This window comes from Chryseosolibacter histidinae, from assembly GCF_018598225.1.
Classification (GTDB): Bacteria; Bacteroidota; Bacteroidia; order Cytophagales; family Cyclobacteriaceae; genus Chryseosolibacter; species Chryseosolibacter histidini.
On sequence record NZ_JAHESF010000013.1, the window covers coordinates 151457 to 176959 of the forward strand.

17 protein-coding genes are annotated in these 25503 nt (G+C 50.8%); 10 read left to right on the forward strand and 7 right to left on the reverse strand.

What is annotated here, in order from left to right; genetic code table 11:
* Positions 1 to 7: 7 nt before the first annotated feature.
* Together KK083_RS14890 and KK083_RS14895 are read right to left on the reverse strand one after the other, a co-directional pair.
* A complete protein-coding gene (locus tag KK083_RS14890; protein ID WP_254164074.1) occupies positions 8 to 1204 on the reverse strand; it encodes a THUMP domain-containing class I SAM-dependent RNA methyltransferase in 1197 nt (398 codons plus the stop codon).
* Between the two features lie 40 nt (positions 1205 to 1244).
* Positions 1245 to 2003 carry a biotin--[acetyl-CoA-carboxylase] ligase gene (locus KK083_RS14895; protein ID WP_254164076.1) on the reverse strand — a complete coding sequence of 253 codons (759 nt, stop codon included), beginning with the start codon at positions 2001 to 2003 and terminating at the stop codon, positions 1245 to 1247.
* A gap of 60 nt (positions 2004 to 2063) precedes the next feature.
* Between KK083_RS14895 and rsfS the strand changes: the two genes are divergently transcribed.
* The 8 genes from rsfS (at position 2064) to KK083_RS14935 (ending at position 15683) form a co-directional block, all read left to right on the forward strand.
* A complete protein-coding gene (gene rsfS, locus KK083_RS14900) occupies positions 2064 to 2441 on the forward strand; it encodes a ribosome silencing factor (protein WP_254164078.1) in 378 nt (125 codons plus the stop codon).
* A gap of 59 nt (positions 2442 to 2500) precedes the next feature.
* Positions 2501 to 4552, forward strand: coding sequence for an ATP-dependent zinc metalloprotease FtsH (ftsH, locus tag KK083_RS14905; protein WP_254164080.1), 2052 nt, complete (start codon positions 2501 to 2503; stop codon positions 4550 to 4552).
* A 156-nt stretch (positions 4553 to 4708) separates the two neighbouring features.
* Positions 4709 to 5488, forward strand: coding sequence for a UDP-2,3-diacylglucosamine diphosphatase (locus tag KK083_RS14910; RefSeq protein WP_254164082.1), 780 nt, complete (start codon positions 4709 to 4711; stop codon positions 5486 to 5488).
* Positions 5485 to 6270 (forward strand): hypothetical protein, encoded by a 786-nt coding sequence (locus tag KK083_RS14915; RefSeq protein ID WP_254164084.1) that lies wholly within the window; start codon positions 5485 to 5487, stop codon positions 6268 to 6270. The genes KK083_RS14910 and KK083_RS14915 overlap by 4 nt, the downstream gene beginning before the upstream one ends.
* A gap of 178 nt (positions 6271 to 6448) precedes the next feature.
* Positions 6449 to 7792: a sigma-54-dependent transcriptional regulator gene (locus tag KK083_RS14920; protein WP_254164086.1), complete on the forward strand. Its 1344-nt coding sequence runs from the start codon at positions 6449 to 6451 to the stop codon at positions 7790 to 7792.
* 707 nt (positions 7793 to 8499) lie between these two features.
* Positions 8500 to 14709: a type I polyketide synthase gene (locus tag KK083_RS14925; protein WP_254164088.1), complete on the forward strand. Its 6210-nt coding sequence runs from the start codon at positions 8500 to 8502 to the stop codon at positions 14707 to 14709.
* Between the two features lie 19 nt (positions 14710 to 14728).
* Positions 14729 to 15178: a lipocalin-like domain-containing protein gene (locus KK083_RS14930; protein ID WP_254164090.1), complete on the forward strand. Its 450-nt coding sequence runs from the start codon at positions 14729 to 14731 to the stop codon at positions 15176 to 15178.
* 118 nt (positions 15179 to 15296) lie between these two features.
* Positions 15297 to 15683 (forward strand): hypothetical protein, encoded by a 387-nt coding sequence (locus tag KK083_RS14935; protein WP_254164092.1) that lies wholly within the window; start codon positions 15297 to 15299, stop codon positions 15681 to 15683.
* Between the two features lie 39 nt (positions 15684 to 15722).
* On the opposite strand, the gene KK083_RS14940 is transcribed toward KK083_RS14935, so the two are convergent.
* Positions 15723 to 17111, reverse strand: a complete 1389-nt coding sequence (locus tag KK083_RS14940) for a TPR end-of-group domain-containing protein (protein WP_254164094.1) — start codon at positions 17109 to 17111, stop codon at positions 15723 to 15725.
* 614 nt (positions 17112 to 17725) lie between these two features.
* Between KK083_RS14940 and KK083_RS14945 the strand changes: the two genes are divergently transcribed.
* Positions 17726 to 18733 (forward strand): helix-turn-helix transcriptional regulator, encoded by a 1008-nt coding sequence (locus KK083_RS14945; RefSeq protein WP_254164096.1) that lies wholly within the window; start codon positions 17726 to 17728, stop codon positions 18731 to 18733.
* Between the two features lie 732 nt (positions 18734 to 19465).
* Here KK083_RS14945 and KK083_RS14950 read toward each other — a convergent pair.
* On the reverse strand, positions 19466 to 19936 hold the full coding sequence (locus KK083_RS14950; RefSeq protein ID WP_254164098.1) for a nuclear transport factor 2 family protein: 471 nt from the start codon (positions 19934 to 19936) through the stop codon (positions 19466 to 19468).
* A gap of 455 nt (positions 19937 to 20391) precedes the next feature.
* Between KK083_RS14950 and KK083_RS14955 the strand changes: the two genes are divergently transcribed.
* Positions 20392 to 21741 (forward strand): sensor histidine kinase, encoded by a 1350-nt coding sequence (locus tag KK083_RS14955; RefSeq protein ID WP_254164100.1) that lies wholly within the window; start codon positions 20392 to 20394, stop codon positions 21739 to 21741.
* A 96-nt stretch (positions 21742 to 21837) separates the two neighbouring features.
* On the opposite strand, the gene KK083_RS14960 is transcribed toward KK083_RS14955, so the two are convergent.
* The 3 genes from KK083_RS14960 to ftsA form a co-directional block, all read right to left on the reverse strand.
* Positions 21838 to 22242, reverse strand: coding sequence for a hypothetical protein (locus KK083_RS14960; protein WP_254164102.1), 405 nt, complete (start codon positions 22240 to 22242; stop codon positions 21838 to 21840).
* Between the two features lie 302 nt (positions 22243 to 22544).
* The gene (gene ftsZ, locus KK083_RS14965; RefSeq protein WP_254164104.1) at positions 22545 to 24101 is read right to left on the reverse strand and encodes a cell division protein FtsZ; all 1557 of its coding nucleotides are present in this window, start codon (positions 24099 to 24101) and stop codon (positions 22545 to 22547) included.
* 23 nt (positions 24102 to 24124) lie between these two features.
* Positions 24125 to 25432: a cell division protein FtsA gene (gene ftsA / locus KK083_RS14970; RefSeq protein WP_254164106.1), complete on the reverse strand. Its 1308-nt coding sequence runs from the start codon at positions 25430 to 25432 to the stop codon at positions 24125 to 24127.
* Positions 25433 to 25503 lie beyond the last annotated feature (71 nt).

Genomic DNA, 25503 nt, shown 5'->3' on the forward strand with positions numbered 1-25503 from the left:
CTGAGCTTCACACGTCTCCCTCCTTACTCCTTACTACTGGCTCCTTACTCCTTTTACTCCCCTCATACAGCTCATACTCAAGCAGCCGGCAGTCCAGCTTGGCGGTGTAAAACTCTATTCTCCGCGACGCCCTCAGCCCGATCTTCTTGGCCAGGTCAAGATTGCCAGTGAAAATATAACCGGTGTAACCTTTGCATTTTTTCTTCAGGAAGTCGCCAACGCGTGCATACGTTGCTTCCAGTGCCGTGACCTCCCCCAGCCTTTCGCCATACTCGGGGTTGAAGTATACCACACCTCCTCCTTCGGGCACATCCGTCAGCTCAAAATCACAGACCCTGAAGCTGATCATCTTCTCAACGCCCGCGATACCGGCATTCACCCGTGATACGTGAATGGCATCTTCGCTGATATCCGTTGCGATCACCTGCAGGCCGGGCACTTCCTTCACCTGGTCTTCCATTCTCCTGTATTCATTCGCATAAAATGCTTCGTCGAAGCCCTTCACGTGCATGAAAGAATAGTTGCTGCGATAAAGTCCCGGTCTCCGGTTGGTGGCCAGCAGCAGGGCCTCGATGGCCAGTGTGGATGAGCCGCACATGGGGTTGACAAAGGCAGAACGCCTGTCCCAACGTGTAGCCATGATCGTTGCCGCGGCCAGGGCTTCGAGCATCGGCGCCTTGCCGGGTATCTTCCGGTAGCCGTGTTTGGCCAGCGTCTCTCCCGAGGTGTCGAGAAAAAGCTCGGCCTTGTTGTCGCGCCAGTACAGGTGGATCACAACCCTATCGGCCAGCGGTCCTGAATCGGGCCGTTCTCCTGTTTGCTTGCGCATGCGGTCCACCACGGCATCCTTCACCTTTACATTGATAAAAAGCGAATTGTTCACCGTGGGGTGATCAACGTTGCTGGTAACAGAGAAATATCCTTTTTCATCCAGCAGCTTCTCCCACGGAAATGAGTGGATGTTACGATAAACATGCTCGGGGTTGTCGGCCGTGAACTCCTTCAGGGAATAGTGTACCTGGCTGGCACAGCGCAGTTGCAGGTTCAGGCGTATGCAGTCATTCACGGTGCCGCGCAGCTCAACGCCGGTGGCGAACACACGGGTAGGCTTGAATCCAAGCTCCCTGATCTCGCTTTCAAGATACGGTGCAAGGCGTTTGTTACAGGTCACTACGATGCGGCTGGGAGTTGTAAAAACGTTCATGGTGAATTTCGTCATCAAAAATAAAACTGGCTGCCAGGACTTACCGCAGCAACGAGACCTCCTTGATCCCGAAATATTTCAGGCCGTCAGCGGTTTCCACGGCCAGTCTTCCGCTCTCATCCACACCACGGATAGACCCTTCAAAGGTCTCCTGGGGCGATGAAAATCTGCGCTGTTCATGGCGGGCATAGAGGCGCGAGAGGTATGCTTCCTTCAGAGAGTCGTGATCCTGCCGCCGCAGTTGCAGGTACCTGGCCTCCAGGCATTCAAGAAGGCCGTGAAGCACCGCCTCAAGGTTATCTTCCTTTTGGGTAACCTGGATCAGCGACATTGCCGTGGGTGTATCGAAGTGCTGCTGGTTCACATTCAGTCCAATGCCCGCAACGGCAGTCGTTAAACGGGAACCTTGAACCTGATTTTCGATCAGGATGCCACAAATCTTTTTTTCGTGAACTAAAATATCGTTGGGCCACTTTATAGCAATAGGTTTCCCCGTTTTGGTGCCCAGGTAATCGTGAAGGGCGAGGGAAACTGCGATGGTAAGGTAAAACTGGTCTTCCACCGGCAGAAACGCAGGTCGCAGGATCGTTGAAAAAGTAAGGTTCATTCCAGGCGCTGCCTCCCAGGTATTTCCACGCTGCCCTCTCCCGGCAGTCTGGTGGTTGGTGATCACCACTGTTCCTTCGGTTGTGGAAGGTTTATGGCTTAATTGTAAGGCCAGGGTGTTGGTAGAATGACATTCTGGCACAAAAACGACTTGTTTTCCCAGGAAAAGCGTATTGGCAGGAATTTTATACAAAGGAATTAGTTAATTTTGCAAGTTATTAATATAACAAACACAACAAACCAAATAAGCTTAATGAGCAAAAAAAGGAAGGGGGTCAGTTCCGAGAAACTCTCTGAAGTCATTGTTAAGGGAATGCAGGAGAAAAAGGCAACTGACATAGTGGTGATGGACCTTCGAAAAGTTAAAAATGCCGTAGCCGATTTTTTTGTAATTTGTTCCGGTAATTCCGACAAGCAGCTGGATGCGATTGCTGATTCCGTTGATGAGGAAGTCTATAAAACATTAAAAGAAAACCCCTGGCATACCGAAGGAAAAAACAATAAAGAGTGGATGCTACTCGACTACATAGACGTAGTGGCCCATGTGTTCAGAAAAGACCGGAGGGAGTTCTACTCTCTGGAACGCCTCTGGGGCGATGCCGATATTGTGGAGATCGAGAACAACCACTAGAACATTATACAGAAACAACACGTTATTCATTGATATTTAATCTGATTTACTAAACTGAAATGGCTGACAAGAAAGAGAATAATAAACCCCTTTTGCCCGGTAAACCTCCCCGTGGCAATTATCAGATCTGGGTTATCCTGGCAACGATAGCCGTGATCCTCGGGGTGATGTATATAAATAATTCCAGCGACCTGAAAGAAGTCACCCAATATGACTTTGAACAGATGGTCAGGAATGGAGACGTACGCAAAGTTGCCCTGATCAAGAACCAGGAACTGGTGGAGATCACACTCAAATCCGAAGCACTTCAAAATGCCAAATACCGTCAGGATATAACGGAAGGACCACTCGGCCAGAATACCAGCGGGCCGCACTACAAACTCAGGATCACTTCCATCGATCGTTTCGATGAAAAATTCGAAGAGCTCGTAAAAAAACTGCCGGACTCAAACCGGCCCGAATACATCTCTGAAAAGAGAGAAGATTATTTCAGCGTATTCATACAGTGGGGATTCCTCTTCCTGTTGCTGTTCGGTTTCTGGATGCTGATGCGCCGCATGACCGGCGGCGGTGGCCCCGGCGGACAGATCTTCAACATCGGAAAATCGAAGGCCGCGCTGTTCGATGCCGAGAATAAAGTAAAGATCACCTTCGAAGATGTAGCCGGTCTCGATGAGGCCAAGGAAGAAGTGAAAGAGATCGTGGACTTCCTCAAGAACCCGGGCAAGTTCACCAAGCTGGGTGGCAAGATCCCGAAAGGTGCATTGCTCGTAGGCCCTCCCGGCACAGGTAAAACGTTGCTGGCGAAGGCTGTTGCCGGAGAAGCGGCCGTACCGTTCTTCTCGCTCTCAGGTTCTGACTTCGTAGAAATGTTCGTGGGTGTGGGTGCCGCCCGTGTACGCGACCTGTTCAAACAGGCAAAAGAAAAAGCCCCTTGTATCGTATTCATTGACGAGATCGACGCCATTGGCCGTTCACGCGGACGCGGACAACTTCCCGGTGCGAACGATGAACGTGAAAATACACTGAACTCACTGCTGGTAGAAATGGACGGCTTTGCCACTGACTCCGGCGTGATCATCCTGGCCGCCACCAACCGGCCCGACGTACTGGATTCAGCGCTGCTGCGACCCGGCCGCTTCGATCGCCAGATCAGCATTGACAAACCCGACATCGTTGGCCGTGAACATATCTTCAAAGTGCACCTCAAGCCCATCAAGCTTGATCCCACAGTGGATGTGAAAAAACTGTCGGCTCAAACACCAGGCTTCGCAGGCGCAGAGATCGCCAACGTCTGCAACGAAGCAGCGCTCATCGCCGCACGTCGCGACAAGAAAGCTGTTGACATGCAAGACTTCCAGGATGCCATCGACCGCGTGATCGGTGGATTGGAGAAGAAAAACAAGATCATCTCTCCCGAAGAGAAAAAGATCGTGGCCTTCCACGAAGCGGGCCATGCAGTAGCAGGCTGGTTCCTGGAGCACGCCGATCCGTTGGTAAAAGTGAGCATTGTACCCCGTGGTGTGGCTGCGTTGGGATATGCACAATATCTCCCGAAAGAGCAGTTCCTCTATCAGACCGAGCAGATGCTCGACGAGATGTGTATGGCCTTCGGTGGCCGTGCTGCAGAAGAGATCGTCTTCGGCAAGATCTCTACCGGCGCCCTCAGCGACCTGGAGCGCATCACCAAAATGGCTTATGGCATGGTGACGATATACGGTATGAACAAGGAGATCGGTAATATGTCGTACTACGACTCAAAACAATCGGACTACTCGTTCCAGAAGCCGTACTCTGACGCTACTGCAGAAAAGATCGACAAGGAAGTTCGTGGTATCATCGATGAATCATATCAGCGTACAGTGAAGCTGCTCACCCAGCACCGTCAGCACCTGGATGTGATCGCGAAGGAATTGCTGGAGAAGGAGATCCTCTTCCAGTCTGACCTCGAGCGCCTCATCGGCAAACGCCCGTTCGATAAGCCCACAACTTATCAGCAGTTCACCAATGGCCAGGGCAAATATGAAAAGAAACAACATGAGGCTGAACAACCCGGTGTAGACACCCCTCCAACCCTGGAAGGTGAAAAACCCGACAAAGTCGGCCGATAGTTATACTTCTGATTTATAATCTTATTTTTGAAGCTCAGTTTAAAACGCTGAGCTTCTTTTTTTTATAACCGCATAATCCCTTGTTCCCGCAGATCACGCAGATGACCGCAGATCAATCAGCGCAATCCGCGAAATCAGCGGGAAACCCAGGCCTCTATGACAACAGAAATATCTTCCCTGAACAACAAAAAGATATACTTCGCTTCCGATTTTCATTTGGGTGTTCCTGATCATGCCACGAGCGCCGAACGGGAGAAGCTGATCGTTGCCTGGCTGGAGTCAGTTCGCGGAGACGCGCATTCTATTTACCTGCTGGGCGACATCTTCGATTTCTGGTTCGAATACAAATACACCGTTCCCAAAGGTTATATCCGACTGCTGGGCAAGCTTGCCGAGCTGAGAGACGCGGGCATTCCCATCATCTTCTTCACCGGCAACCACGACATGTGGATGTTCGATTATTTTACAACGGAGCTTGACATTCCGATCTATCGCGATCCGCAGCTCCTGCAGGTTGGCGGGCAGAAGCTCCTGATCGGCCATGGCGATGGTCTGGGCCCGGGAGATCACACGTACAAGATCCTCAAAAAATTCTTCAACAGCCGCATCTGCCAGTGGCTCTTCGCACGCCTGCATCCGAACCTCGGCATCTTCATCGCCAACACGTGGTCGCGCAAAAGCAGGATCACCAACATCAAACGCGAAGAGAATTTTCAGGGTGAAGAAGGAGAGTTTCTCTGGTGCTACTGTCGCGACCTGGAAAAAATACAACACCATGATTTTTACATCTTCGGGCACCGCCCCCTGCCCCTCGATCTCAAGGTGAATGACAAGAGCCGGTACATCAACCTGGGCGAATGGGTGCACTTCAAGACCTACGCCGTTTACGACGGCACGAATGTTGAACTTAAAACATTCAACCCTGCAAAAGCATGAAAGGATCAGTCCTCTGGCTTATATTATTGATTGCCCTGCCATCGCTGGCACAGCAAAAGATCAACACCATTGAAACGGTAGACAACATTGTTTACGCTACGGTAGACAGGCCCGGAGATGTGTACCTGGTGCTGAAGAATGGCCAGATCCAGAAGTTCGATAAAAACGGAAAGCTGCTCGTTGCCACCAAACGTGAAGAGATACCCACGCTCTTCGATCCGCGTGACGGCGCAAGGCTTTTTGCCTACTACCGCAAGCCCCAGCAATACGACTATTACAACCCGTCTTTTGAAACCACGGCCTCTTTCCGCATCGACCCGGCTTTCGCCATCGATCCCTGGCTCATCTGCCCGTCAGGCGATCATAAGCTCTGGTTGCTGGATGCCGCCGACCACAGCCTGAAAAAGCTCAACGCCCGTCACACTGAAGTGGAAGTGGAGATCTCCATCGATTCAACACTGATCGGCGATGCCACGGCTTTTACCACCATGCGCGATTACCAGGGATTCGTGTTCCTCCTGCATCCCGAAAAGGGCATCTATATCTTTAACAGCCTCGGCAAGCACATCAGAACCATCCCTGAAAAAGGCATCCAACACTTCAATTTTCTTGGAGAAGAGCTTTATTTTCTGCGTGGCGATGAACTCCTCTTCTTCAACCTGTTTTCAGCTGAAAATCGCAGGGTACCCCTCGAAGGTAACGCAAACATGGTGGTGCTGACGGATGAGCGGATGTTCGTAGCAGGGCCCCGGAAGCTGGATATTTTCGAATTCAGGCCATAATCGTTCTAAAACCCTGAAAATCTGTTCAATTTTGAACATATTTGTGCACTCAAGGACAATGGTGTTCGCTCAATCGCCTTCCAGAGGCTGAAAACGCATTTGGCACAGTATTTTCCCTGAGAAAGCGTTCACCTTAAATCTAAACAGCTACGTGACCCAGGAAGGCGGAAAAATCTTAATGATCGATGATGATGAAGATGTGCTGCTCGCAGCAAAAATGCTTCTCAAAAAACAAAGTCATCATGTGATCATCGAAAAGAATCCCAACAAGATCCCTTTTTTACTGAACAATGATACCTACGATGTGATCCTGCTGGACATGAACTTCAGCAAGGATATCACAAGTGGTAAAGAAGGTTTTCATTGGCTCGGGCAGATCCTGGAAAAAGATCCGAACGCTGTTGTGATCCTCATCACTGCTTTTGGCGATGTGGAGATGGCCGTGAAAGCCCTGAAGCAGGGAGCAACCGATTTCATTCTGAAGCCATGGCAAAACGAAAAGCTGGTGGCCACAATCTCTACTGCGATCCGCCTGAAGCAATCTTATAACCAGGTAGACAAGCTGAAGAAAGCGAAGGAGATGCTGGAGGAACAGATCAGTAAACCCTTCGGTGAGATCATCGGCCAAAGTACCGCCATCAAGGAAGTTTTTTCACTGATCGATAAAGTAGCCAAGACAGAAGCGAACGTGCTCATCCTGGGTGAGAACGGTACGGGAAAAGAGCTCATCGCCAGGGCTATTCACCAGCGCTCACTGCGAAAAGATAACAGCTTCGTGTCTGTAGACATGGGCGCCATCACCGAAACACTTTTTGAAAGCGAGCTCTTTGGTCATAAAAAGGGCGCTTTTACAGATGCCCGCGAAGACAGGCCGGGACGTTTCGAGCTCGCCTCGGGAGGAACCCTCTTCCTGGACGAGATCGGCAACCTGAGCATGAGCCTGCAGAGCAAGCTGCTGAGTGCATTGCAGTCGAGACAGGTAACGAGGGTGGGCGCCAACCAGCCCCTGCCCGTTGACATCAGGCTCATCTGCGCCACCAACATGCCCCTTCATAAAATGGTGCAGGAAGGAACCTTCAGGCAGGATCTGCTTTACCGGATCAATACGGTTGAGATCCATGTGCCGCCATTGAGCGAGCGCGTTGAAGACATCCCCATGCTGGCGCAACACTATCTTCAATACTACGCAAAAAAATATCACAAGCTGGTGAACACCATCGCTCCTGAAGCCATGGACAAGCTTAAGCGTTATGCATGGCCCGGAAACATCCGTGAGCTGCAGCATTCTATCGAGCGGGCTGTGATCATGACCGATTCATCGTCACTGCAGGAAACCGATTTCCTGCTGAGCCGGTCCCTTTCTTCCAGCGCATCGGCCAACACGCTGAACCTGGATGAAGTTGAAAAGGCAGCCATTGCAAAAGCGCTTCAGATGCACAACGGCAACATTTCAAAAGCTGCCGATGAGCTTGGCCTCACCCGGGCATCGCTTTACCGCCGGATGGAGAAATACGGCCTCTGAGATTGCCCGACATACCCGGCTTGAACTGTACATGCTTTTTTAAGGCGTGCACTTTTCATGTACAACTTCGCGCGCCGAAAAAATTCACTTGAGATTTGTACATGGTTTTTTCAAAGTAGAATCTGTACATGTACAAAACCAGGTTGGAAAACGGGCGGCCCGCAAGGCCATAATACCTGATAGGCTTAAAACGACCAAAAACGCCGTTCCCGGGACAAAATACTCCCGATTTCATAAATCATTATCCCGAAAACGTAAGTCAGGTCCTGCACATTTACAGGAACTTCACCTGAGGAATCCCTGTAACCTTGCCATTTTTTCCAACACAGACGAGCAAGCAGCGTTTCAGCGATTCTTTTAACCTCCAGCTATATACATGGCAATCCGGGCCATCATTAACCCGGGACTGTTGGTTTGTGCAAAGAAAGAATTATGCCCGTTCGTTGTTACATATTCTCGATACCTCCTTAAGCGCTTTGTGGCTACAAGGTCTTCAATGCTGATCTCGCATAAACAGTTGAGGTATGGCAGGTCCGCAACCCGGCAATTCTCCCTGTTAAATAAAAGTCTCTCTATCACGCTGCACCAGCAAAATCACAGCCCGCGGTGTTCCATCAGGTGAACATCTCCTGACAATGGTGTCCCGAAGACCTTGTCCTCTCCTAATTCATAGGGCTCTTCTTTTCGTCCACCGCTAACCTTATTTTATGAAAAGCAAAAAAAGAATTTCTGACCTTGAGTCATGTCCTGGCCGCGATGCCATTGCCATTGTTGGCCTCTCGTGCCGTTTCCCCCAGGGCCACACCCTTGCCGAATTCTGGGAGCTGCTGCGCAACGGTAGGGATACCATCACCGAAATAAAAGATCAGCGGTGGGATCATGACGCTTATTATCATCCGGATGCCACGGTTGCCGATAAGACACAACAACGCCATGCATCGCTGCTCGACAACATCCACGACTTTGATCCGCTCTTCTTCGGCATCTCTCCTGCCGAAGCGTATGAAATGAGTCCTTCACAAAAACTGATGCTCGAGCTCGTATGGGAAGCGCTTGAAAATGCCTCCATCGGCATCGACCAGGCGAAAGGAGGAAGAACAGGTGTTTACATTGGCAACATCTGGACGGACTTCGAGCGCTACCGGAAAATGAAAAACGCTGCGGCCACATCGCACTCGGCACTGGGGCAATCGGCGAACATCATCGCCAACAGGGTTTCCTTCAAATATGGTTTTACCGGGCCCAGCCTCGTGGTGGACACGGGTTGTTCCGCTTCGCTTGTAGCGCTTCACCTGGCGTGTCAGGCGCTGCGCGACGGAAGCATCGATATGGCCGTGGTGGGCGGCGTCAACCACATTCTCGATCCCGATCAGTACATTCTGCTTTCGAAATTTGGTGGGTTGTCTTCCACTGGCAAGTGTCACACCTTCAGTCGCCATGCCGATGGTTTTGTGCGCGGCGAAGGCGGGGGCGTGGTGTTGCTGAAGAGGCTCCCGGATGCTGAAAAAAAAGGTGAGAAGATCTGGGCATTGGTGAGGGGTACCGCCATGAACAACAACGGCTACAACGTCAATCTTCCGGCAACCAGCGTGGAGGGTCAGAAAAGCGTGCTGGCGGATGCTTACCGTTTCAGCAGCATCGCACCGAAAGATGTTCACTATGTGGAAGCGCACGGCACGGGCACAAGGCTGGGTGACCCCACAGAGGCAACTGCGTTGGGAGAATTCTTCTGCAAAGGAAAACGCAAGCAGGCGCTTCACATCGGATCTGTAAAAACCAATATAGGTCACCTCGAAGCCGCCGCTGGCATTGCCGGGCTCATCAAAGTAGTGCTTGCCATGCAGCACAGAACGTTGCCACCAAGCCTCAACTGTGACGAATATAATCCGGGCATCGACTTCGAAGCACTCAGGCTACAGGTGCAACATACACCCGGCCCCTGGCCAGCAAAGAAAGGCGAGACGCTCAAGGCGGGCATCAACTCCTTTGGATGGGGCGGCACCAATGCCCACACCGTGGTGGAAGAATACAGGCAACCATCGTATACACCTGCTGCCAAGCATCAAACGGGAATGTACTGCCTGCCTGTTTCCGCCCAAACGGAAGGTGCGCTGAAGGCATATGTGAAACGATATGCAGACATGCTCCGCGCCATCCCGGAACAAGCCGTAAACGACTTTTGCGTAGCCGCAGCATTAAGAAAACCCTCGCTGAGTCACCGGGCATTTTTTTCAGCAAAAACAAAAGAAGAACTGCTGAATGCACTGGAGGGTTTTGTACCCGATGCTGACAGTTCGACAGTGAACAGCATACCGTTACAGCATCACAGGGTGGTGATGGTATTTCCCGGACAGGGTGCCCAATGGATCGGTATGGGAAGGGACCTGCTCGCCAAAGAGCCTGTTTTCAGGCAAGCGATCGAAGCTTGTGACAACGCCTTCAAACCGCATACAGGCTGGTCGTTAGTGAGGCTGCTCACAACGACGTCAGAGGAAAGCCGCCTGAGCGAGATCGATGTAATACAACCAGCATTGTGTGCCATCCAGGTGGCGCTGGCCAGGCTGTGGATGTCGTGGGGCATACAACCACAGGCGCTCGTGGGGCACAGCATGGGTGAGGTGGCCGCCGCCTGCATTTCAGGAGCCATTGATCTTCACCAGGCAGCCCTCATCATCTGCACGCGCAGCAGGCTGATGAAAACCGTCAGCGGAAAAGGTGGCACCATGGCGGTTACGGAGCTTTCGTATGAAAGGGCGGAAGCATTGCTCATCCATTTTCCAGGATTGTCTATCGCGGCCAGCAACAGCCCGAAATCAACCGTGCTGGCAGGTGATCAACAGTCCATCAGTGAAATATTGCAAACGCTGGAACGCCAGAGCCTTTTCTGCCGCCAGGTGAATGTTGATGTTGCCTCCCACAGCAGACAAATGGATCCGTTGAAAAAAGATCTCCGCAAAGCCCTGACGGGTATCAAACCCAACGCTACGGCTATTCCTTTTTATTCAACGGTGAGAAACCGCAAAGTGGAAGGCAAAGCGCTGAATGCCGGCTACTGGGTAGACAACCTCAGGAACCCGGTGCATTTCTCAAGCGTGGTCAAACAACTGATGCAGGATGAGCATACGATCTTTATCGAAGTGAGCCCGCACCCGCTGTTGGTGGTCTCGCTGAACGAATGCGCCGCCCATGAGGGACGAAATATTTTTTCCGTTGCCACACTGTTTCGCGACAAGCCGGAGCAGGATTCGATGTACAAAAACCTGGGTGAGCTCTTCAGGCACGGCTTCAATATTCCCTGGTCAACGTTCTACAACACAGACAACGCGCCCCACCTGCAACTACCCGCCTACCCTTTTCAGCGCGAACGTTTCGAGCTCAAGGGCCGCGCCGGGAAGCAGGTAACCGATGCTAAGACCGGTCGCAGATACCCGCTGCTCGGGAAGTCGATCTGGGTGGCAACACAAGCGAATACCTATTTCAAGGAAACGGTGCTGAGCCTGGAGACCTATCCTTACCTTGCCGACCACCTGGTAAACAACGACATTGTAGTGCCCGGCGCTGTTTACGCAGAAATGATGCTGGAAGCTGCAGGCGAGATACAGGAAGGCGGGATCTCCGTTCTGTCGAACCTGAGGTTTGTGAAACCATTGATACTTGCATCCGAAGAAGCAGCCACTGTTCAGCTGAAAATGGTTCGCAACAACGGATCGTTCTCCTGCCAATGTTTTCAGAAAACAGCAGACGACGCAGCACGCATAACCTGGCAGCTACTGGCCGAAGGTGAGCTGAAGATCGTATCGGGTTTGGGCCATGATGATATGGCTGATACCGGTGCGGAAACCCACGACCTTGCCATGAGCGGACAAACCTACTATGACCTGCTGAGGTCGCTGGGCCTCGCGTACGGCCCTTATTTCCAGGGGCTGAAAGAATTGCGCACAGGATCACATCCATCAACCGTGAGCTTCAGCCTTGCGGCGCATGCCCACGTGCAACGATCAGCGGAGCGTTATAAGATCCACCCTACGCTGCTCGATACCTGTCTTCAACCTTTGTTCTTTAAAGTGCTCGAAGGCATTTCAGCAGATCAAAGCCGCTCCACGTTCCTTACCGGCATCCGGGAGCTGCGACTACTGAAAGCGTTCGACCCCTCTGAAAAAGTTACCGGAACGGTGAGGCTCCACAACCTGAAACGGGATCACGGTCATGGCACCACGCAGGTTGAAGCTGACATTACGGTTTACACTTCTGCCGGCGATCCATTGCTGATATTAAGCGGTGTCCAGGGAAAAGTGCTCGAAAGCGGCGCACTGAAAACGAACAAGAAAAAATTAAAGGACTGGCTTTATCAGGTAAACTGGAAAAAATTGTCACACACACCGGGCACAACATCTCCGGTTGAGACACGGGGCACCTGGCTCGTGCTGGGAGACGCGCTCGGAACAAGCAACATACTGGTGAATAAAATGAACAAGCGCGGTTTCCATTGCATCCATGCAACACCGGGTACCGCTTTCACAAAACACTCCCCTGTTAGCTATACCGCAGACTTCGGCAACGAAGCAGATCACAGGGCACTGCTTGTTGATGTCTTCCGACGCGAACCCGTTATTGAAGGCATTATTCACTGCACCAGTATCAATAATGAATGGCAGCGAGACGACATCACTGCTGACGTTCTGGAGTCATCGCAGGTTGACGGCAGCATGAGCCTTCTCTGTATGTACCGGCAGCTCGCCGCGCTGACCATTGCCCGGGCGCCGAAGCTGATCGTGATCACCAATGGCGTGGAGGCTGTACGCGATCAGGATGTGCCTCATCCCCTGCACAGTCCGTTGCGGGGTATGGCAAAAGTGCTGGGCAACGAAGCCACCCAGTATGGCGTGCGTTGTTTCGATCTCAGCACCTGTCCGGGCGAAGCGGAGCTTGATCTCGTGGTGGACGTCATACAAGCGCCACCGGAAGGCGAGGATGAGCTTGCCTTCCGCGGCAGCGAGCTATACACATCTCGTCTGCACAAAGGTGTTGACGCAGAGCTCACACCTTCTTCAAAACAGTTCTCTTCCTGGGGCACCTACCTCGTTACCGGTTTCGGAGGAATAGGACTGGACTTTATAACCTGGATGGCAGCACGCGGTGCACGTCATTTTGCACTGGTAAATCGCAGCGGAAAGGCCGGCGATGCAGCCGACATAAAACTTGCCAGGTTAAGACACATCGGATGCAACATTGAAGTGTTCGCAGCAGATGTTGCCAGCTATGATGCGCTGAAAAATGTGCTCCACCACATTGAAGACCTCATGCCTCCGTTGGCGGGTGTGGTTCATGCAGCGGGTGTGATCCATGCCAATACGTTAGCTAACCTGACACCAGCGGAACTGTCGGGTATTCTTAGTCCGAAGATGAAGGGCGCCTGGAACCTCCACCTGCTCACCCGCCATCTGACGCTGGATTGTTTCATCCTGTTCTCTTCGGCTTCCACACTGATCGGTCTCAGCGGTCAGGGAAGCTACGTAGCCGCCAATCGTTTTCTCGATACGCTGGCACATTACAGAAGGTCAATGGATTTGCCTGCCATGGCTGTGAACTGGGGTGTGATCAGCGATGCAGGTATGGTGGCCCATGACAGTGCGCTGGAACGTTACGCCAGGGCTGAAGGATTTGAGCCCGTGCCTATGGCCAGGGCCCTGGAGGCGTTCGATGCCATTTACCGGGGTGGCTATGCTCAGGTCGGCGTGGCGAAGCTGAATGCCAACATCATGGCTGGGTATTACGCTATGCTGAAGGAACGGAATTACTTCAGGGGCTTGCTGGAGCGTGAGCGGGAAAATACACTGGCAGATACAACTTTCATGGATCAGCTTGTATCGCTCAATCCGCAGGAACAGATCACGATGCTGGAGGTGCTGGTGATCCATGAGCTGGCCGCGGTCATTAAAACACCTGCCGCACGCATCAATGCTGCCATGACGTTCAAATCGTTGGGCGTTGACTCGATCATGGCGGTACAGCTCCGGAACGTGTTTGAAAAGATCCTCAACCTGAAACTGCCGGTGGGTATGTTCTGGACGCATCCTTCGATCAGGGCCTATGCGGCGTTTCTGCAACAAGGCCTTGCCGATCAGGCTTCAGCCATGCCGTTAGATCGCCGTCAGGTCAGCACATCAGATTGGTTTGTGATCGCCCATCCGAACCCGAATGCTTCTTTCCGGATCTTCCTGTTCCATGATGCGGGTGGCGACACCTGCCTGTACAACGGGTGGGATAAACTGCTCGGCGCCGAAGCGGAGGTAATTGCCGTAGAATTACCAGGCCGCGGCAAACGCATCAACAAGAATGCTTATGAGAACCTCGATCACCTGATCGCAGACCTGAAGCCCGCCCTGGCTCCTTTGCTTGACAAACCTTATGCATTCTTCGGTCACAGCATGGGTGCGCTGATCGCCTTTGAAATGGCCCGTTCCATCCGCAGAAGCGGCATGGATCAGCCTTCACGGATCTTTATCTCATCGGCACCGGCATTGAGTACTTACTCGCGCCATGATATCGATTATGACTCGCTTGAAAAAGATCTGTTCAGAAGCAAAGCAGCGGATTCACACCTGAAGCAATCACTTCAGAAGTTATTGAAAGACGACCTGCGCCTGCTGAAACATTACCGCTATGTACCGGAAGCGCCGTTGACGGTACCGCTGGTGGTGGTGCACGGCAGCGACGATCCACGTGTATCACAAACCCAAGCCGAGCGGTGGGAAATGGAGACCAATGCAGACATCGAGGTGATCGCAAGACCGGGAGGCCACCGGTACATCGAGCACGATAGCAAATTCCTGACGGACCTCATCCGGAAAGAAATGGATGCTGTGAAAAATGACACCTTTTCGTTGCATTTTGAGACGGAGGCTACCTCTGTATAAACTTTAAACTTGCAGATCAATGACAACTTTTATTGGAAAAAACATCATCGGAACATGGAGGCTCGTATCCTGGATTTACAAAGGACAGCAGGGTGAAGACATTCACTACTTCGGTAAAAATGCATCCGGAATCCTTATGTATGATGAAAACGGGTATATGAACGCACAGCTCATGAGGTCCGGCAGGGCATCTTTCGCGTCGCCATCTTTCGACGGTAGCACACCTCAGGAAGCATTTTCAGCGTTTAACAGTTATATTGCATATTATGGTCGATATCGAGAGGAGCGCCCGGGAGAGATCACACATTTTGTAGAAGGTAGTCTCTTCCCAAATTGGATGGGCAACAAGCAGGTACGTTATGGCAGGATCGAAAATGATCTTTTATTGTTGCAAACGCCACCGATGCATGTTGCGGGTAACGATATCGTGTTTTATATCACCTGGGAACGTGTTTTCGTCGCAGAATAAAAACAAAGCGCGAAAAAGCTATGGAAGATCGCAAGGTCTCCTAACTTTATAGGAGAAAAGAAAGTACCCCTCTGGTTGTATCCTTTGATCCATGTAAAGCCGATAACCCCCGATAGCCATGGAATCGTTACATATTGCCAAGAATCTCGAGATAAGCTACGACCCCGAGCACGATTTCGTGTACCTTAACTGGATCGGTTTCCAGAACAAGGAGATCATCATGAAGTCTGGCGCTGTGATCCTCGCATTATTCCGAGAGGGAAAGTACAGCAAGGTGTTGAACGACAATACAAAGGTTACAGGTCCCTGGCAGGAGGCCGCGAGCTGGACATCGTCTGTGTGGTTTCCGGATATGATCGCTGCAGGCCTGAAACATTTTGCATGGATCTTTTCTCCCGATATTTATGCTGAGCTCTCGGCACAGAAAGCCATGCCTGCATCGAATGTGGTGAAATCGTTCAGTTCTTATGACGAAGCTTTTCAGTGGTTGGTCGGGCAGCAATAACGCAGAGCCTGAGCGTCAGCGCGTAATGAATGCTCAGTGTCAACGCGTAATGAATAGATACCGGAGCCGCATATCCTCAAATTCGCTGGTGTATCGGATGCTTTCGAGATCGCGCTCGGTGAGGATCTTTTCGTAATCTTTGTATCCTTTTTTAAATGCCTCTTCCAGGTGATAGAACGCCTCATTGGGGCGATGCGAAGAGGCGTAGAAACACGCCAGGTTAAAGTGCAGCACAGGGTCGTTCGGGGCCGACTCGATAGCGCGTTTGATCACACTGCTGGCTTCTTCATAACCATTCTGCGATTCCTGCTCTATGTTCTTGAGGTACACGCTCATGGTGTCCTTATACAACTGCTGCGTTCTCCGGATAGATTCCTTGATCTTATAGCAGGCATTGCGCGATGACGGATCGAACAGGGCGAAGATATCGATGTACAATAAAGCGAGGTCGAACTTCGAGGTCTCGAGATAACAGAAGCTGAGCTGCAAAAAAATGTCGGAGAAAAGCGTACGGAATGAAGGCGCCTGGTTCAGGATCAGCAGGCTGCGCTCAAACCACTTGATGGCCTTGGCATATTCCGTGTCACCCTCCAACCATTGCCCGATGTTGTAATACATGGTAACAAGCGCGCGGAAAGGTTGCTCCAGCTCATCGCAATACGAGAGGCTCAACAACCGGTATTCATACTGGATGAGGAACTCCTCTACTTTCTTATGCCGCATGTGATCCGGGAACGACAGGATATTCTCTACCTGCTTATCGAGGTCAGAGGGTATGAAGACAAAATCATCTTCCATGCTGAGGTGATCCTGAACGGCAGGGAACGACTGCGATGTAAATTCATAGTCGAGGTATTTGGCCAGGTGTTTGTCGATATCAGGCCAGTTCATTCCCGGGAACACATATAACGCATAGTGCTTGCGGTGCCAGAGGCCATACAGATCGAGATCGGGAAGCCAGACCAGGAAATACGAAGGTTGCTCTTCACCGCGTACATCGGAACCCAACGCATAGGCCGTATGACAATAGAAACCGTTCTCTTTTCCGTTTTCCTCCCGCTTGTAACCATTGCGGCTATGCTTGACAGGATGAACGATAACACTGGTGAGTATGATATCCTGAAGTGGATAGAGCACAAATTTGTGGTCGCGCACAGTATTGGTACGCTTTCGCGCGCGGGCATCCCTCAGCTCTTCGGGCAGCTCTGACCTCTTGATGAAATCCTCCACTGTTTCGATGTAGCCATTGCGCTTCTTATCAACCATCAGCACCTCCGCCTCTTTGAGACAGCTGCGCTCAGTGTCGAAATTGCTGACGGCGGTTTTGCCCAGCGTTTCCCTTCTCCAGTAAGTTGTTACCAGAGAATTTCCGGTTACTTCAATCTGCCAGAACCGGTCCGATCTGTAATTTGTGAAACGCTTCTTCATAACTTTCCTGCCGCAAACTGTATGACAACACAAAAGTACCTAGTGTGAATATAAAAAAATGTCCGTCCCTTGTCCATTTTTACATCAAAATAGCCATAAACAAAAAATTAAAATACGCGATTTACGGCAAAAGCTTGCATAAGCGCTTTCTATGCGGAAGCAGCCATACGTAACCAATCTCCCACAGCGGTTGCGGTGTTCGAAAATAAAAACGCTTCACAACCTCATCACATTTGCAGGAAAGCGTCCACGGGCTGGCTACCTTTCCCAAAAAAAGAATGCTACCACATTTGGTCTTAACGATGACAAAGGGGGAGCTGATAATCCCAGGACGGTGAACGCAATGCGCACAACGGTGGTGCTGGTGCCCGCCGGCTTTTGCATGAAAAATCGGCGGTCAACTTGTTTTTCCCAACAGCTGTTCAGCGATTTTATCTGTTAACAAATAGGCTCATGGTTGGTAACTTCACTGCGATTCTATACCTTAGTCGTGCTGTTGATCCTGACAAAGAGTAAACCCCACTTTTTGTAGTCCGTTTTCTGAGGATTTTGAGTTACTGATGCGATCTGCAATTCTTAAAAGGTAACGTGACGACCCAATTCGTCCGCTGGTTATGAAAGTAATTAACCACATGCTGGATCAGATGACGCTGGCTTCGAAGGAGCATGGTGATATTGTCTGTACGCCACTCGAAAAACGAGGAATCCATACGCCTTCTTTATTCACCGATGACACAGACACGATCTCGCTTCAGGCATCGGGTCATTTCGGATCGTTACAACTTCATGAGCTCAAGAACGAGAATTACTGCATCACCCACGACCAGTACAGCTTGCTTCAGGATACAACCCTGCAGGCACGGGCCGATACCCAAACACTGGGATTACACTACAACCTGAGGTCCAGCTTCCAGTGGAATATCAGCGGCTGCCGCGAAAAGATGTTGAGAAGAAAGCAGTACAACATGTTCTACCTTCCTTCTTACGAGTGTGAATATCTTTTCAGGAAAGAGCAGCAGTACATGAACTTCGGCGTTGTGTTCACTACTGACTACCTGCAGCGATGTAATGAGGCATTTGCATTCCTGCCGCAGTTCCTCAAACGTGTAAACCTCAAGATCCCTACCACCGTCAACGAAAATCACGTGCTGGCAACGCCGCGCATGATGGAAGTGATCCAGAACATTCTTCACTGCGACTACATCGGCATGCTGAAGAAAATGTATCTCGATTCAAAAGTATCTGAACTCCTCCTGCTCTCGCTTCGCAATATTCCCAACATCGACGAAGTGCAGGTAACGCTGCATCCATCTGATATCGAGCTCGTGCACCAGGCCAAGGAACACCTGCTGGCCAATCTTGAAAATCCATGCTCCATCAGCGACCTGGCACACCTCGTAGGCCTTAACGAATACAAGATCAAACTGGGCTTCAAACAACTCTACAAGAACACTGTATTCGGACTGCTGCAGGATGAGCGTTTACAAAAAGCGCGGATGCTGCTCCAGGAAACACAAATGACTGTTCAGGACATTTCGTTGCTTACCGGTTATAAGAATCTGTCTAACTTCACCGCCGCTTTCAAGCGCAAATTCGGGTTCCCGCCAAGTTCTCTGAAGTAGAGATAGTCCGCCGTCCACAGTCGAGCACGAGAAGTGTCCCGCAGATTGCGCAGATGAGCGCAGATTCCTCCGGCTTTGCTGATGTTCTTTGCTGGCAAGCACCCTTAATTGAATCCGCCCTTGCCGGTGTTCTTCACCGGCAAGCACCCCACGCAATGGATGGTAAATCAAGTGAACATTAGCATGGTGGTGAAGAATACTAACACGGGCAGTGGGGATGTTGGTTAAGAACACCAACATCGGCCCAAGAGGAACACCAACATCGGCCCGTTCGAACACCAACACGGCGCAAGAAGAGAATAATTCAATAATATCAGCGTCTCCCGATAGCTATCGGGACAGCGTGACCTGCGGGACACAGGCACGACCTGATTTGAAAAATCTCTATTGCACAATGAAAATAATCCGTTTCGCATAAGTCTTTATCCGGATAACGTAAGTGAAAGGCGGGGGCTTGTGCGATATTTATATCGCGGACGGGAACATTAACCTATGCGTTAATTTAAGGGCGCTCGCCGGTCGGGAAGGGCGGGCGACCCTTACCCTTACTTTCCGCTTCAGACGTGAACAATTCGGTTTTATTAGTTTAATTTGCCGGCTGAGAGGCCATGAGGTTAAATCCCTGTCGCTGAACTTACGATCAGCGTAACCTGGCCACTCTGCTGGCGAATTTTTTATCGGCAGCCCCATATCCAGGCATCGAATCTACTAAATTCCAGTCGCCACTATCCATTACTCTACTCCGAACCCGCTTTCACCGGCGAAGGTTTTCCAGTCCAGGTCTGATTTATACTGATACTCGCGCCACTTCACGATCTTTCCATCTTCAAATTTCATGATCACAATGCCATGATACTGGTTGTTCATGGAAAAAGTATATTCACCAAAGCCGAGCTGTTGCTCACGGTTGAAAGCCAGGTTATGCCATTTCATGTGCATTGGTTTGTCAAGACCTTTTTCACCGCCAAAAAACTCATAGATACTTTTCTGTCCTTTATAAAATTGTTTTTTCGGAGGCTCCTCGTACACCGCATGCTCTGCAAAATATTCCGCCGCCAGCGCCGCATTTCCTTCGTTCCACCCTTTCGCAATGCCGTCAGCCACATGCATAAAACCTTCCTCATCGATTCCCGAAGACATTTCACGACCACAACAAACCATCAATAAAAGAACCGCACCGTAAGCAGCGTTTTTCACTTTCATACTTAATTCTTAACCCCATAAAGATAACGGTCACCTCCCGCATCCCAACCTCCCCCCATCCACTCCCGGCAGCCCCTCCTTACTCCTTACTCCTTAATTCTTAATTCTTACTCCTTCTTATTCCTTACTCCTACCAATTCTGACTCCTGACTCCTGGCTCCTTACTCCTGATTCCCCGTACACCTCCGGGCGAAGAGTGTTCAATTCCGTACGTTCGAACCCGCATTTATTATTTGCGTTAGTAAAATGGGAAGTTATTTCATTTTTCACTTTCGTGGATAAGTACTTAACTTGACGCTGATCTGCCATGGCATGCCTACCAGGCTCATGATTTGCCGGATCGGTGCAATTTCAGGTATAAAAAATGATCGAACGTCCGGAAAAACATGATGCAAAGCTTCACCTGAAAGGGCGCTTCTATTTATATGGCTCAGCTTTTTACTTCTTCACGGGATATGCAATTTAACTGGCGATCGCCCGTCATGCCGCGTGTGGCCATCTTATCGGCTACCATATTTTTATTCTGCTTTTTCGCTTTCTCCCGGGGCGACTGGTTCTATTCGCTGCTGTTCCTGGGTGTAAGCCTTTACCAGATCAAGCTGCTGATCGAGTACCTTGACCGCTCACACGAGAACATTGCCTCGTTCCTCGATTCAATCCGCTTCGATGACCTGTCATACTCCTTCAAAACCGAAAGCGACGACCCCGTGGTGCAGCGGCTCCACAAAGAGCTGAACGAGGCCATGATGAAGCTCAGGAACTCGCGCCGGGAAAAGGATTCGGAATTCCTGTTCTTCAAGAATATTGTGATGCACGTTGGTATCGGGCTGATCATTTTTAAAGAAGATGGCAAGATCGAGATCTTCAACAGTGCTGCCAGAAGACTGCTTAAGATTAACCGGGTGGAGAATATCCACGACCTGAAGGAAGTGAGCGAAACACTCGTGAACGTGTTTATGAAGCTGAAGACCGGCGGCCGTGAGCTGGTGCGCCTGAAGATCGGCGACGACCTTGTGCAGCTTTCCATCTATGCCATCGAGCTTACCCTGCGCGGGGAAAATGTGAAACTGATCTCCATCCAGAACATCCAGAGCGAGCTCGAAGAGAAAGAAATGGAAGCCTGGCAAAACCTGGTGCGTGTGCTCACCCACGAGATCATGAATTCAGTGACGCCTATCTCTTCGCTCGCAGGTATTGTTGAAGAAGAGCTCAAGCAGCACATGGAAGCGCAGCAGTCGGAGCCGCTCTCCAAAGACCAGCTGAACGATATCCACCTTTCGCTGCAGACCATCAGCAAAAGAAGCGAGGGACTGATCCACTTTGTAAAAGAGTTCAGAAGCCTCACCAACATACCCAAACCACGACCAGTACAGATCGACGTGAAGAACCTGCTGGAAGAGCTGAGCATGCTTCACCGGAAAGAGCTATCGGAAAAGAGTATTCAACTGAAGATCTCCGTATATCCGGAAGACCTTACTATCTCGGCTGATAAGAACATGATCGAGCAGGTGGTCATCAACCTCATCAAGAATGCAATCCAGGCATTCGAAGAGCAGGAACATAAGTCGATCGAGCTCAAGGCGGCCCTCAATGAAAAATCGAGACCGGTCATCTCCATCAAAGACAACGGAACGGGTATTGATCCGGAGGCCATGGAAAAGATCTTCATTCCCTTCTTCACCACCAAAAAAACCGGCTCCGGCATTGGCCTCAGCCTGTCACGCCAGATCATGCGCCAGCATCAGGGTACGCTTACCGTGAAGTCTACTGTGGGAAAGGGAACGGAGTTCTTTATGAGGTTCTGAAATTTCCGAACCTCCGATCGTTCAAAGCGACATCTTCCAATCTTCGAAATAACCCTCAAAGGGTTTGAAACCCTTTGAGGATGTTGCTTGGTTATACTAGTACTCCAGCCACAATTTCGTCTCACAAAAATCTGTTCGCGAGCCGTTATAACGATCTCTGACGCTGTAGTGCAGGTCGATCTCGTTGCCGGAGACGGTGCCTACACCTTCAATTTCATAACCATCTTTCACCTGGAACGGGATGGTGATCCTGTCCTGGTCGAGCACGGCGTAAACACTGATGTCGGCAGCGTAAAAGTTATCGAGGCGGATCTCGTGGCTATAGCCCGACTTGGTGATATGTATCGAGTAGTATGTGAAGTCGCGGTATGTCTCGCTGTATTCCTCCGCTTCATAACGCCCCACAACCCTGTCGCGCGGGTCGAAGCGGGGCTCAACAGTTTCGATGGTACAGGCAGATAACGAGAGGGCAATCAAGCAAAGTGTAACGAACGTCTTCATACGTGTATTGATGAGGTTAATACCATAAATACAAGTTTGAGGCCAGTTTCAGGGGTGGCGTTCGTGCGCATCTTGTGCGTACACGGTGAAGGGATGACACCCTTTAAAGGATGTCATCCCTTATAAAAACCAAAAACCTCGCGGGTGCGAGGTTTAGATTAAAAAATTGCAGGCCGTTTATCCCGCCCGTCTGACAGGCGTACCTGGTTTTTTAAAAAGCATTCCGGCACCGGCAAAAAATATTTACAACCAACAACCACTACGAATGGAGTAAAGACCAGTCGTGCCGGAAATGCAAGCTTTTAATCGACGTTGTCGTGCAGGAACTTATTGTTACCCAGCAACGAGTTATCGTCATTCAGGTTATACTTCGAAATGTAGGGCTCTGAAGAATGCGGCACATCCTGCATCTTCACGCCTCTGCGAAGATACGCAGGTAATGACCATTTTTCATTAAATTCTTCCTTCGTCATTTCCTGTTTTCTTTGCTTCAAATGTTCTTTGCGCTCCCGGGCCTGCTGCTGAAGCCTGTCTCTCGTTGTGCGAAGGTCCATCATGCCGTCTTCGTTGATCACCTGGTCGCCATACTTTTCTGAAATAGGATCATAGTCATCGTCTTTCAGAAGGCTGTCGTCATCTTCCTCGTGATGGTTCACCGGTTCGATCTTGTTGAACGGCCCTGTAAAGATCATCTCGCGCTCCTGGGGCCTGTCATTGGCCTGATCTTTCCGCGGCTGCTGAGGTTGCTGAGGTTTGGTTCTTACCTCGAGGTCTTTTTTACCTTCGTTTACGGAGTTATCAGGATTGAACAGCCATCCCTGTGAGCGGTCAAGCTCGATCACTTTTTTTTCTTCTTTCCTGTTCACGGGAAGCTTGTGGTCTACAGCGAAACCAGTAGCGATCACCGTTACGCGGATGCGGTCACCCAGATCAGGGTCAACACCGTGGCCGAAGATCATCTCGCCATCGTCGCCTGCCTGTTCCTGAATATATTCTGTGATCTCGGTGAGCTCGTCCATCTGAAGCTCGGCTTCCACGCCTGAAATGATGGAAAGCAGGATCTTCTTGGCACCCATGATATCGCGGTTGTCGAGCAACGGAGAGGCCAGTGCACCTTCGGCAGCTTTCTTGGCCCGATCATCTCCTCTTGTTTCGGCAGATCCCATCACGGCTGCACCTGCATTGAGCATCACGGTGCGCACATCCTGGAAGTCTACGTTCACATAACCTGCCAGCGTGATGATCTCTGCAATGCTCTTCGCTGCGGTGGTCAAAATATTATCCGCCTGAGCAAAAGCCTGCCCGATGGAAAGATTGCCGTAGATCTCGCGAAGCTTGTCGTTGAGAATGACCAGCACCGTGTCGCAGGTCTGGCGCAAGCCTTCAATGCCGAGCTCTGCCTGCGAGCCTTTTTTCTTTCCTTCAAAAGAGAACGGCGCCGTAACGATACCTACCGTGAGGATATCCATATCTTTGGCGATCTTGGCGATCACCGGGGCAGCACCTGTGCCGGTTCCGCCACCCATCCCGGCCGTGATAAACACCATCTTGGTGCCGGTGAGCATCTCGCGGATCTGGTCTTTGCTTTCCAGCGCCGCGTTCTTCCCTACTTCAGGGTTGGCTCCGCAGCCGAGACCTTCCGTAAGGTTGGCTCCTATCTGAAGCTTATTCGGCACCGGGCTCGCGTTGAGCGCCTGGTTATCCGTATTACAAACAACAAACTCAACATCTTTGATGCCTTGTTTGTACATGTGGTTCACCGCATTGCTTCCTCCTCCGCCAACACCGATCACCTTGATGATGGAGCGGTGCATGCTATGTTTGGGTATCTCGAATTTATATGATCCTGTTTCAGACATATATGATTAAATTAGTGGTTGTGTCAATATTCGTTCTTTCCATCCAGGTCATCGATCAGCAAACTTTTGGTCTTGTTCAGGATGTCGTTGAAAAAGTTCTTTGACGATACCATCGGTTTTTTCACGCGCGCGGCCTTCACCACTTCACGTGCCTCCTTGTAGCGATCCACACGCTCGTCCAGTGAACGGAAGCCTGAGAGCACCAATCCCACGGCCGTGGCATACATCGGGCTTTTTACGGCTTCGATCTTGCTTTTGCCCAGGTGTTCGTTCGGATAGCCTATGCGTGTATCCATGCCGGTCATGTATTCAACCAGTTGTTTAAGGCTGCTCAGCTGCGCGCCGCCACCGGTGATCACAATTCCGCCAGCCAATCTATTCTCATATCCCGAGCTGATGATCTCGGCGTGAGCCATTTCGATGATCTCTTCCATACGCGCCTGGATGATGTTCGAAAGGTTCTTCACAGAGATCTCTTTCGCCGCCCGGTTGCGGATGCCGGGGATTGAAACGATCTCGTTCGGGCTTGCTTCTTCTGCGATGGCTTTGCCGAAACGTGTCTTCAGCTGCTCAGCCTGCTGCGGCAGCACCATCAGCCCTTGTTTGATATCGTTGGTGACAATGTTGCCCCCGAACGGGATCACGGCTGTGTGGCGGATGATGTTGTCGTAGAAGATAGCGATGTCGGTGGTGCCGCCGCCAATGTCGATGAGGCAGACACCCGCTTCCTTCTCTTCGTCGCTGAGCACGGCAAGGCTAGAGGCGAGTGGCTCGAGGATCAGGTCATCGATCTCCAGTCCTTTTCTGCGCACGCACTTGTTGATGTTATTGATAGCGTTGGTTTGGGCGGTGATGATGTGAAAGTCCGCTTCGAGGCGAACGCCCGACATCCCTACCGGTTCCTTGATGCCTTCCTCGTAGTCAACCATGTAATCCTGCGGCATCACGTGAATGATCTGGCTGCCCGGAGGAACCACCATCCGGTACATATCCTGCGTAAGGCGCTCAACATCGTCGATGGTGATCTCGTCTTCACGCGAAGTACGGGTGATGCCTCCATGCTGGATAAAGCTGCGGATGTGCTGGCCCGCAATACCTACGTTGACAACACCTATATCAATGCCAGACTGATCTCCGGCTTCCTTGATCGCTTTTTCGATGGCATGTACAGTTTTATCGATGTTGAACACAATACCCTTTACTACACCTTCGGACTCAGCCTTCCCCATCCCGAGCACCTCCAGCTTGCCGAACTCATTCTTACGGCCTACGATCGCACAAATTTTCGTTGTGCCTATATCGAGACCGACTACGATTTTTTCCTGTTCCATGGTTGTAAATCTTTTTATATGTGGTTGTTGTTGTCGCTCTTTGGTTTAATTCAATTCTTTCTTCTCTTATC

Coding starts and splice junctions, on each gene's coding strand:
- rsfS (WP_254164078.1), top strand. CDS start 2,064: ATGAGCAAAAAAAGGAAGGGGGTCAGTTCCGAGAAACTCTCTGAAGTC.
- ftsZ (WP_254164104.1), bottom strand. CDS start 24,101: ATGTCTGAAACAGGATCATATAAATTCGAGATACCCAAACATAGCATG.
- KK083_RS14910 (WP_254164082.1), top strand. CDS start 4,709: ATGACAACAGAAATATCTTCCCTGAACAACAAAAAGATATACTTCGCT.
- ftsA (WP_254164106.1), bottom strand. CDS start 25,432: ATGGAACAGGAAAAAATCGTAGTCGGTCTCGATATAGGCACAACGAAA.
- KK083_RS14915 (WP_254164084.1), top strand. CDS start 5,485: ATGAAAGGATCAGTCCTCTGGCTTATATTATTGATTGCCCTGCCATCG.
- KK083_RS14955 (WP_254164100.1), top strand. CDS start 20,392: ATGCAATTTAACTGGCGATCGCCCGTCATGCCGCGTGTGGCCATCTTA.
- KK083_RS14935 (WP_254164092.1), top strand. CDS start 15,297: ATGGAATCGTTACATATTGCCAAGAATCTCGAGATAAGCTACGACCCC.
- KK083_RS14925 (WP_254164088.1), top strand. CDS start 8,500: ATGAAAAGCAAAAAAAGAATTTCTGACCTTGAGTCATGTCCTGGCCGC.
- KK083_RS14930 (WP_254164090.1), top strand. CDS start 14,729: ATGACAACTTTTATTGGAAAAAACATCATCGGAACATGGAGGCTCGTA.
- KK083_RS14945 (WP_254164096.1), top strand. CDS start 17,726: ATGAAAGTAATTAACCACATGCTGGATCAGATGACGCTGGCTTCGAAG.
- KK083_RS14940 (WP_254164094.1), bottom strand. CDS start 17,111: ATGAAGAAGCGTTTCACAAATTACAGATCGGACCGGTTCTGGCAGATT.
- KK083_RS14950 (WP_254164098.1), bottom strand. CDS start 19,936: ATGAAAGTGAAAAACGCTGCTTACGGTGCGGTTCTTTTATTGATGGTT.
- KK083_RS14920 (WP_254164086.1), top strand. CDS start 6,449: ATGATCGATGATGATGAAGATGTGCTGCTCGCAGCAAAAATGCTTCTC.
- ftsH (WP_254164080.1), top strand. CDS start 2,501: ATGGCTGACAAGAAAGAGAATAATAAACCCCTTTTGCCCGGTAAACCT.
- KK083_RS14890 (WP_254164074.1), bottom strand. CDS start 1,204: ATGAACGTTTTTACAACTCCCAGCCGCATCGTAGTGACCTGTAACAAA.
- KK083_RS14960 (WP_254164102.1), bottom strand. CDS start 22,242: ATGAAGACGTTCGTTACACTTTGCTTGATTGCCCTCTCGTTATCTGCC.